8 protein-coding genes, 1 pseudogene and 1 riboswitch are annotated in these 7,546 nt (G+C 71.0%); of the genes and pseudogenes, 7 read left to right on the top strand and 2 right to left on the bottom strand.

All coding sequences use genetic code 11. The features are described from left to right. Positions 1-376: pseudogene (locus VFF46_RS20420) on the top strand (hypothetical protein); the annotation flags it as partial. A 3-nt stretch (positions 377-379) separates the two neighbouring features. Continuing rightward, a riboswitch (guanidine-III (ykkC-III) riboswitch) is annotated at positions 380-441 on the top strand. Positions 442-466: 25 nt separating this feature from the next. Beyond that, on the top strand, positions 467-709 hold the full coding sequence (locus tag VFF46_RS20415; RefSeq protein WP_325038759.1) for a CBU_0592 family membrane protein: 243 nt from the start codon (positions 467-469) through the stop codon (positions 707-709). Here VFF46_RS20415 and VFF46_RS20410 read toward each other — a convergent pair. Next, positions 706-1,542 (bottom strand): hypothetical protein, encoded by an 837-nt coding sequence (locus VFF46_RS20410; RefSeq protein ID WP_325038758.1) that lies wholly within the window; start codon positions 1,540-1,542, stop codon positions 706-708. The genes VFF46_RS20415 and VFF46_RS20410 overlap by 4 nt on opposite strands. 204 nt (positions 1,543-1,746) lie before the next feature. Here VFF46_RS20410 and VFF46_RS20405 point away from each other — a divergent pair, with 204 nt between their 5' ends. From VFF46_RS20405 to VFF46_RS20385, 5 genes are all read left to right on the top strand, one after another. Next, positions 1,747-2,781 (top strand): AAA family ATPase, encoded by a 1,035-nt coding sequence (locus VFF46_RS20405; RefSeq protein ID WP_325038757.1) that lies wholly within the window; start codon positions 1,747-1,749, stop codon positions 2,779-2,781. Positions 2,782-2,830: 49 nt separating this feature from the next. Next, positions 2,831-3,823 carry a DUF58 domain-containing protein gene (locus tag VFF46_RS20400; protein ID WP_325038756.1) on the top strand — a complete coding sequence of 331 codons (993 nt, stop codon included), beginning with the start codon at positions 2,831-2,833 and terminating at the stop codon, positions 3,821-3,823. Continuing rightward, the gene (locus VFF46_RS20395) at positions 3,823-4,776 is read left to right on the top strand and encodes a VWA domain-containing protein (RefSeq protein WP_325038755.1); all 954 of its coding nucleotides are present in this window, start codon (positions 3,823-3,825) and stop codon (positions 4,774-4,776) included. The genes VFF46_RS20400 and VFF46_RS20395 overlap by 1 nt, the downstream gene beginning before the upstream one ends. 13 nt (positions 4,777-4,789) lie before the next feature. Continuing rightward, positions 4,790-5,128, top strand: coding sequence for a hypothetical protein (locus tag VFF46_RS20390; protein WP_325038754.1), 339 nt, complete (start codon positions 4,790-4,792; stop codon positions 5,126-5,128). A 180-nt stretch (positions 5,129-5,308) separates the two neighbouring features. Continuing rightward, positions 5,309-5,806, top strand: coding sequence for a DUF3145 domain-containing protein (locus tag VFF46_RS20385; protein ID WP_325038753.1), 498 nt, complete (start codon positions 5,309-5,311; stop codon positions 5,804-5,806). Between the two features lie 207 nt (positions 5,807-6,013). On the opposite strand, the gene VFF46_RS20380 is transcribed toward VFF46_RS20385, so the two are convergent. Beyond that, positions 6,014-7,450, bottom strand: coding sequence for a carboxyl transferase domain-containing protein (locus tag VFF46_RS20380; RefSeq protein WP_325038752.1), 1,437 nt, complete (start codon positions 7,448-7,450; stop codon positions 6,014-6,016). Between the last annotated feature and the right edge of the window lie 96 nt (positions 7,451-7,546).

The following is a 7,546-nucleotide window of genomic DNA, read 5'->3' as shown; positions in this document are numbered from 1 at the left end:
GATGGGGGAGGTGGTGGGGGAGGTTGAGGTGGATTGTGTGCTGCTGACGGGGCATTACTCGTTGCTCGACCAGGAGGCGCAGCCGTTGCTTGATCGGTGTTTGGCGCGGGGTGTGTCCGTGATCGTTGCCGGTGCGCTCGTACTGCATCCCGACACCGTGCGCGCCCGTCGGATCACCGCGGTCTGCGAGCGGTACGGCGTCTCGCTTCCGCAGGCGGCGCTGGCGTATCCGAGCCGCCACCCGGCCGTCACCTCCGTACTGATCAGCGCCGCCTCCCCGGCGGAGATCCGCGCCGACGCGAGGCTCGTGCGGCAGCCGGTGCCGGAGCGGCTCTGGAAGGACCCGGAGCTGATCCGCTTGCTATCCTCGGAGTAGGAGTTCGCGGTCCAGCGGCTCCCCGGACGAGCGGCGTCGTACCCGGTCCGACAAGACGACGCCCAGCCCTCACGGGAGGGGGCCGTCCTCATGCACGCGCTCGATGTTCTCGAAATCGTTGGTGCGGTCACCATTCTGATCGCCTTCGCCGCTGCTCAGGCCGGGCGCCTGCAGCAGCGTACGGTCACCTACCAGCTGCTGAACCTGCTCGGATCGGGGGTGCTGGCAACGATCGCGGCCGTCCAGCTCTCCTGGGGCTTCCTGCTCCTCGAGGGCAGCTGGGCGGTGATCAGCCTCCTCGGCCTGATCAACCTCCGGACGAAGCAGAGCTAAAGCTTCGACCCCGGAGTCGTAGGGATGCTGCCCGACCCGGAAGGTTCCGGCGTCGGGATGCCGGTGGTCGGCGTCACCGACGGGGGCGTGGGCCCGGTGGTGGAGCCGGTGCCGGGCGGCGGTGTGGTCGGCGTGACCGTGACCGTGGTGGTGCTGCTCGGTGTCGGGATGACGGGTTCCGGCTCGAGCGGCGCCGCGTGCCGGAACAGCAGCCACGCGAGGAACACCGCGAGCGCCATGATCAGCGCCATCGTCAGCAGCGCGAACGCCAGCGCCCAGCGCGACGCGGGGCGCAGCGCGTTCGGCCACGGCAGCGGCCAGATCCGGAACAGGCCGGGGCGGCGCCGGTTCTCCCAGTAGTGCCGGAAGTCCGGGCCGCGGAGCTTCCCGGGCTGCGGGATCCGGTCCATCAGGACCGCGGACAGGACGTCCTCGCCGCGGCGTTCGGCGAGCAGCCGCTCGTCGGCCGCCGCGCTGGACCCGTCGTCGGCGCGGATCGGCCCGAACGCCGCCCAGAGCGCGAGATCGCCGTCGTCGGAGCCGTTGTGCGCCAGTACGGCGTCGTCCGGCAGCTCGTCGACGGCGTGCACGAAGCGCTCCCGGGCGGCGGCGTCGTCGGCGGAGCCCTCGGTCATCATCGCGACGATCGCATCCCGGCCGTCCTCGGTGGCGGCGGTGTACAGGAAGCCGGCCGCGTTCGCCCCGAGCCGGCCGCGGAGCCAGAACTCGCCGACCCGCGGCGGGTCCTCCGGTTGCAGCGGCAGGGCATCCGGAATCTCCAGCGCAGGCCGGTCGTCCGGCTGCACGGCGGGCTGGGATTCGGTCGCGGTCATCACCCCAATCCCACCACATCGCCGGTAGCACTGTCGCAACCGGCGCCTGCCGCGCGGTCCGCGGTGCCGGATTTGGGCACCGGGGGCAGGATGGGACGGGGCGCCGGAGGCGCTGGCCCCGGTGATCTGATGGAATGGCCGGGTTGCGAAGTGGGGAACGACGGTGATTGACATGGCCCGGGTGCGGGCCCCGGAAGGACAGGCATGACCGAAACCACGGCGCCGGCGGGAACGGTGGCCCAGCAGTCCCGGCTGATCGGCGAGGCCGTCGGCGAGGTCAAGCGGGTGATCGTCGGCCAGGAGCACATGGTCGAGACCCTGATGGTGTCGTTGCTGGCCAAGGGCCACTGCCTGCTCGAGGGGGTTCCGGGCGTCGCCAAGACGCTCGCCGTCCGGACGTTCGCCAGCGTGGTCGGCGGCAGCTTCGCCCGGATCCAGTTCACCCCGGACCTGGTCCCCTCCGACATCGTCGGTACCCGGATCTACCGGCAGACCCGGGAGACCTTCGACATCGAGCTCGGCCCGACGTTCGTGAACTTCGTGCTCGCCGACGAGGTCAACCGGGCGCCGGCCAAGGTGCAGTCCGCGATGCTGGAGCTGATGGCCGAGCAGCAGGTGTCGATCGGCGGCCAGACCTTCCCGATGCCGAAGCCGTTCATCGTGATCGCCACCCAGAACCCGATCGAGTCCGAGGGCGTCTACCCGCTGCCGGAGGCGCAGCGGGACCGGTTCCTGGTGAAGATCGACGTACCGCATCCGCGCGGCCACGAGGAGTTCGAGATCCTCCGCCGGATGAGCGTCGACCCGCCGGCGGCGCGGCAGGTGCTGAAGCCGGAGACGATCCTCGAGCTGCAGCGGTCCGCGGAGCAGGTGTTCGTGCACAACCTGGTCGCGGAGTACGCCGTCCGCCTGGTGATGGCGACCCGGACGCCGACCGACTTCCACCTGCCGGACCTGGAGCCGATCATCGAGCTCGGCGTGAGCCCGCGCGCGACCCTCGGCCTGATCTCGGCCGGGCGGGCGCTGGCGCTGATCCACGGCCGCGACTACCTGCTGCCGAGCGACGTCCAGACGGTCGCGCTGGACGTGATGGGCCACCGGCTCGGCCTGACCTTCGACGCGGTCGCGGACAACATCGACCCGCGGGCCGTGATCGAGCGGATCCTGGCCACCGTCCCGCCGCCGCAGCCGGTCTGGCGCGACGGCGCCGACGGCACCGGCCGCCCGGAGTTCGTCTAGTGCACCCGACCGCCGCAAGCACCTCGGCACCCTCCGGCCCGGAGAACTGATGGCCAACCGTCCCGATCCACGGGCTGCGATGACGATCTCGCAGCTCGCTCCCGAGCGCGCGCTGCGGCGGCTGGAACTGACCGTCGTACGGCGGCTGGAGGGCTACCTGCACGGTGAGCACCTCGGGCTGCTGCCCGGGCCCGGTACCGAGCTGGCCGAGGCCCGGGAGTACCAGGTCGGCGACGACGTACGCCGGATGGACTGGGCCGTCACCGCCCGTACCACGATCCCGCACACCCGGGACCTGATCGCCGACCGCGAGCTGGAGACCTGGGCGCTGGTCGACCTGTCCGCCTCGATGGACTTCGGTACGTCGCGACTCGAGAAGCGGGAGCTGGCCGTCGCCGCGGTCGCCACCGTCGGGTTCCTGACCCACCGGCTCGGCGACCGGTTCGGCGGGCTGATGCTGCGCGACTCGGCGCTGCGCCGCTGGCCGGCCCGCTCCGGGCGACTGGCGCTGTACGGGCTGCTCCGGGCGCTGCTGGCCGAGCAGTTCAAGGGTGACGAGGAGGCGCACCGCAGCGACTTGGCGGCGGCGCTGGAGTCGATGGCCCGGACGCAGCGCAAGCGCGGGCTGCGGGTGATCGTGTCGGACTTCCTGACCCCGCAGGACGGCGAGGTGGCCAGCCAGATCGAGCCGTCCTGGGAGCGGGCGATGCGCAAGCTGACCGCCCAGCACCAGGTGCTCGCGGTCGAGATCGTCGACCCGCGCGAGCTGGAGCTGCCGAACATCGGCGTCGTCACGATCGGTGACCCGGAGACCGGCGAGGTCCGCGAGATCGACACCCGGCGGCGCAAGATCCGGGAAGCCTTCGAGGTCGCCGCCCTCGCACAGCGGGAACGAACCCGCGCCGCTCTGCGTAGGGTAGGTGCGGGACATCTGGTACTGCGGACCGACCGGGACTGGGTCGCCGACACCGTCCGGTTCGTGCTCGCCTACCGGCGGGTGGCGCCCCGCCTGCACCAACCGCCGAAGGGAGTGGCTCGCTGATGGAGTTCCTGTCTCCGGCCAGACTGTGGTTCCTGATCCTGATCCCGCTGATCCTCGCGGGGTACCTCTTCCTCCAGCACCGCCGCTCGCAGTACGCGCTGCGGTTCACGAACATCGCGCTGCTCGACCGGGTCGCGCCGCGGCGCCCGCAGTGGCGGCGGCACCTGGCCGTCGGGCTGGCGCTGCTGGCCGCGCTGAGCTGCATCCTGGCGTTCGCGCAGCCGAAGACCAAGGTCAAGGTGCCGCGCGAGCGGGCCACGATCGTGGTCGCGATCGACGTCTCGCTGTCGATGATGGCCACCGACATCGACCCGAACCGGCTGGAGGCGGCCAAGGAGTCGGCGAAGGAGTTCGTCAACAACCTGCCGCCGAAGTTCAACGTGGCGCTGGTCAACTTCGCCGGTACGGCGTCGATCATCGTGCCGCCGACCACCGACCGGTCCACCGTGGACCGCTCGATCGACGGGCTCGAGCTGGCCGAGTCGACCGCCACCGGTGAGGGCATCTTCACCTCGCTGCAGGCGCTCACCCAGGTGCCGCCGGACCCGGCGCACCCGAACGACCCGGCCCCGGCCCGGATCGTGATGCTGTCGGACGGCAAGCGCACCGTCGGCCGGACCGCCCAGGAGGGCGCGCAGGCGGCGAAGGCGAAGAACACCCCGGTGTACACGATCTGCTTCGGCACCGACTCCGGGTTCATCGAGATGGACGGCATCCGGCAGCGGGTGCCACCGGACCGCGCGGAGCTGCGCAGCATCGCCGAGATGACCGGCGGCCAGGCGTACACCGCGGAGTCGGCCGGTGAGCTGAAGGACGTCTACAAGAACATCGGCTCCTCGGTCGGGTACGACGAGGTCGACAAGGAGGTCACCGCCCGGTACGCCGGTATCGCGATGCTGTTCACGCTCGCGGCCGCCGGCGCCTGCATCGCGCTGGCCTCCCGCTTCCCGTAACGGGCCTGCCGTCATGGGCCTGCTGGGGACCGCCACAGCGGTCGCGGACGTGCCGTTCGAGCAGCTGCGGCCGTTCCTCACCGAGGAGCGCTGCCGGGCCCTGCTCGGCGACCCGGCAGATGTCTCCGTGGACGTCGACGGCGCCACCGTGGGCATGCAGGGGCAGTTCTGGTACCGCGGCGAGTACACGTTCACGCCGTACGGCGAGAACGGCACCGAGGTGACGTACCGGATCCGCAACGTGTCCGGGCGGCCGGACGCGGTGATCCGGCTCTGGCAGCGCAAGATGCTCAAGGATCAGCAGCGGGCCGTCGAGGCCTACGCTGCCGAACTGCCGGGGCGGGTCGGATGAGCGACACGACCGTGATGTGGTTGACACGGCGAGGTTACTGGTGTTCGCGGGGGTGGTGGTGCAAGATGGTCCAGAGTTTCGCGGGTCGTCTTGTGATGCCCTGAGAGACTGGTAGCACCGAGATCGACAAGATTGTTCGAGAACGCTGGGGAAGGCGCCCCTCGAGCACAGGAGGTCCCGGTGGCGACGACTCGTGGCGTTCTGTACGTCCACACGGTGCCGTCAGCGTTGTGCCCGCATGTCGAGTGGGCCGCGGGCGGCATCCTTGGCGTGCCCGTGAAACTGGATTGGACGCCGCAACCAGCGGCCCAGGGCACGTACCGGGCCGAGCTGTCCTGGCAGGCCGAGGCCGGTACCGCGGCCAAGCTGGCATCCGCCCTGCGCGGGTGGCAGAAGCTGCGGTTCGAGGTCACCGAGGAGCCGAGCAACGGCGCCGAGGGCGAGCGGTACTCGTTCACGCCCGAGCTCGGCATCTTCCACGCGACCACCGGCGTGCACGGCGACATCATGGTGCCGGAGGAGCGGCTGAAGGCGGCGATGCTGAAGGCGGCCGCCGGCGAGGCCGACCTGACCGAGGAGGTCGAGCGGCTGCTCGGCCGCCCGTGGGACGACGAACTCGAACCCTTCCGTTACGCGGGCGACGGCGCGCCCGTGCGCTGGCTCCACCAGGTCGTGTGAACAGATCCTGAGAACTTGAGAAGAAAGCCGTGAAGTACGGCGACTTCGCCGAACTTTTCGGTGAGACTGAGCATCAGACGTTCTACAAGGGTGGGAGGGGCCGTGGCCGCTGGGCCACCGGGTGTCGGGACACCCCCGGTGGTTGTCAACAACAGCGGCCGCACCACGTGAAGGGCGCGAACCTCAGGGTTCGCGCCCTTCAGCTGTCTACAGCGGAATGTTGCCGTGGGCACCACGGCGTGGACCGTCCGCCGCGGCCTTCGCGAGTGCGGTCGCCAGCGCGGTCCGGGTACGGGTGGGTTCCACCACCTCGTCGACGACGCCGATCTCCCGGGCCCGATCGATGCCCCCGGCAATCTTCTCGTGTTCGGCGGCGAGCTCGGCCTCGACCTGCGGGCGCAGCTCCGGGTCCACCTCGGCGAGCTTGCGCCGGTGCAGCACGCGGACGGCGGCCACGGCGCCCATCACCGCGACCTCGGCCCGCGGCCAGGCGAACACCCGGGTGGCGCCGAGCGAACGGGCGTTCATCGCGATGTACGCCCCGCCGTACGTCTTCCGGGTCACCAGCGTCACCCGCGGTACGACGGCCTCCGCGAACGCGTGCAGCAGCTTCGCGCCGCGCCGTACGACACCGTCCCACTCCTGACCCACGCCGGGCAGATAACCCGGTACGTCGACCAGCACGACCAGCGGTACGCCGAACGCGTCGCACATCCGCACGAACCGGGACGCCTTCTCGGCCGACAGCGCGTCCAGGCAACCGCCGAGCCGCAGCGGGTTGTTCGCGATCACGCCGACCGTGCGGCCGCCGAGCCGGCCGAGCGTGGTGACGATGTTCGGCGCCCAGCGCTGGTGGAGTTCGACTCCTGAAGGCCCGGCGTCGGAGTCGAGTACGCCGCCGACCAGCGGGTGTACGTCGTACGCGCGTTTGGCCGACTCGGGCAGGAATCCGGACAGGTCGGTGTCCGGGATGTCGGTCGCCATCGTGCCCTGGTTCGCGAGCAGGTCGGTGAGGCGCCGGGCCTGTTCGAGCGCGGCCGCCTCGGAGTCGGTGGTGATGTGCACGACCCCGGAGCGCCGGCCGTGCGGCTCGGGACCGCCGAGCCGGAGCATGTCGACGTCCTCGCCGGTCACCGAACGGACCACGTCCGGCCCGGTGACGAAGATCCGGCCCTCGGGTCCGAGGATGACGATGTCGGTGAGTGCCGGTCCGTACGCCGCGCCGCCCGCGGCCGGGCCGAGCACGACGGACAACTGCGGGATCTTCCCGGACGCCTGCGTCATCGCGTAGAAGATCTTGCCGACCGCGTGCAGGCTGAGCACACCCTCGGCGAGCCGGGCGCCGCCGGAGTGCCAGAGCCCGATGATCGGCACCTGCTCCGCGCGGGCCAGCTCGTACGCCCGGACGACGACGTCACACCCCTCGTCACCCATCGCGCCGCCCATCACGGTCGCGTCCGAACAGAACGCGACCACCGGAGCACCCTCGACGGTTCCGCGGGCGGCAACCATCCCGGACAGGTTGTCCGGCGTGACCAGCTCCAGGCTGCCGGGATCGAGCAGATTCGTCAGCCGGGTCACGGGGTTGCGGGGGTCGAGTTCCCGGGGGAGCTTGGCCGGCTTCGCCGGCGCGGTCGTGGTCATGCGGTCCTCCGAGGATGTGAAGGAACTCAGCTGCCGCCCGGCGGTGTTCCGCCGAGCGGCGGACGGCGTGCTAGGTGGTGTCGCGGGCACTCGGCG

This window comes from Kribbella sp. (genome assembly GCF_035655035.1).
In the GTDB taxonomy this organism is placed as follows: Bacteria; Actinomycetota; Actinomycetes; order Propionibacteriales; family Kribbellaceae; genus Kribbella.
This window is presented reverse-complemented; position numbering and strand designations above follow the sequence as displayed.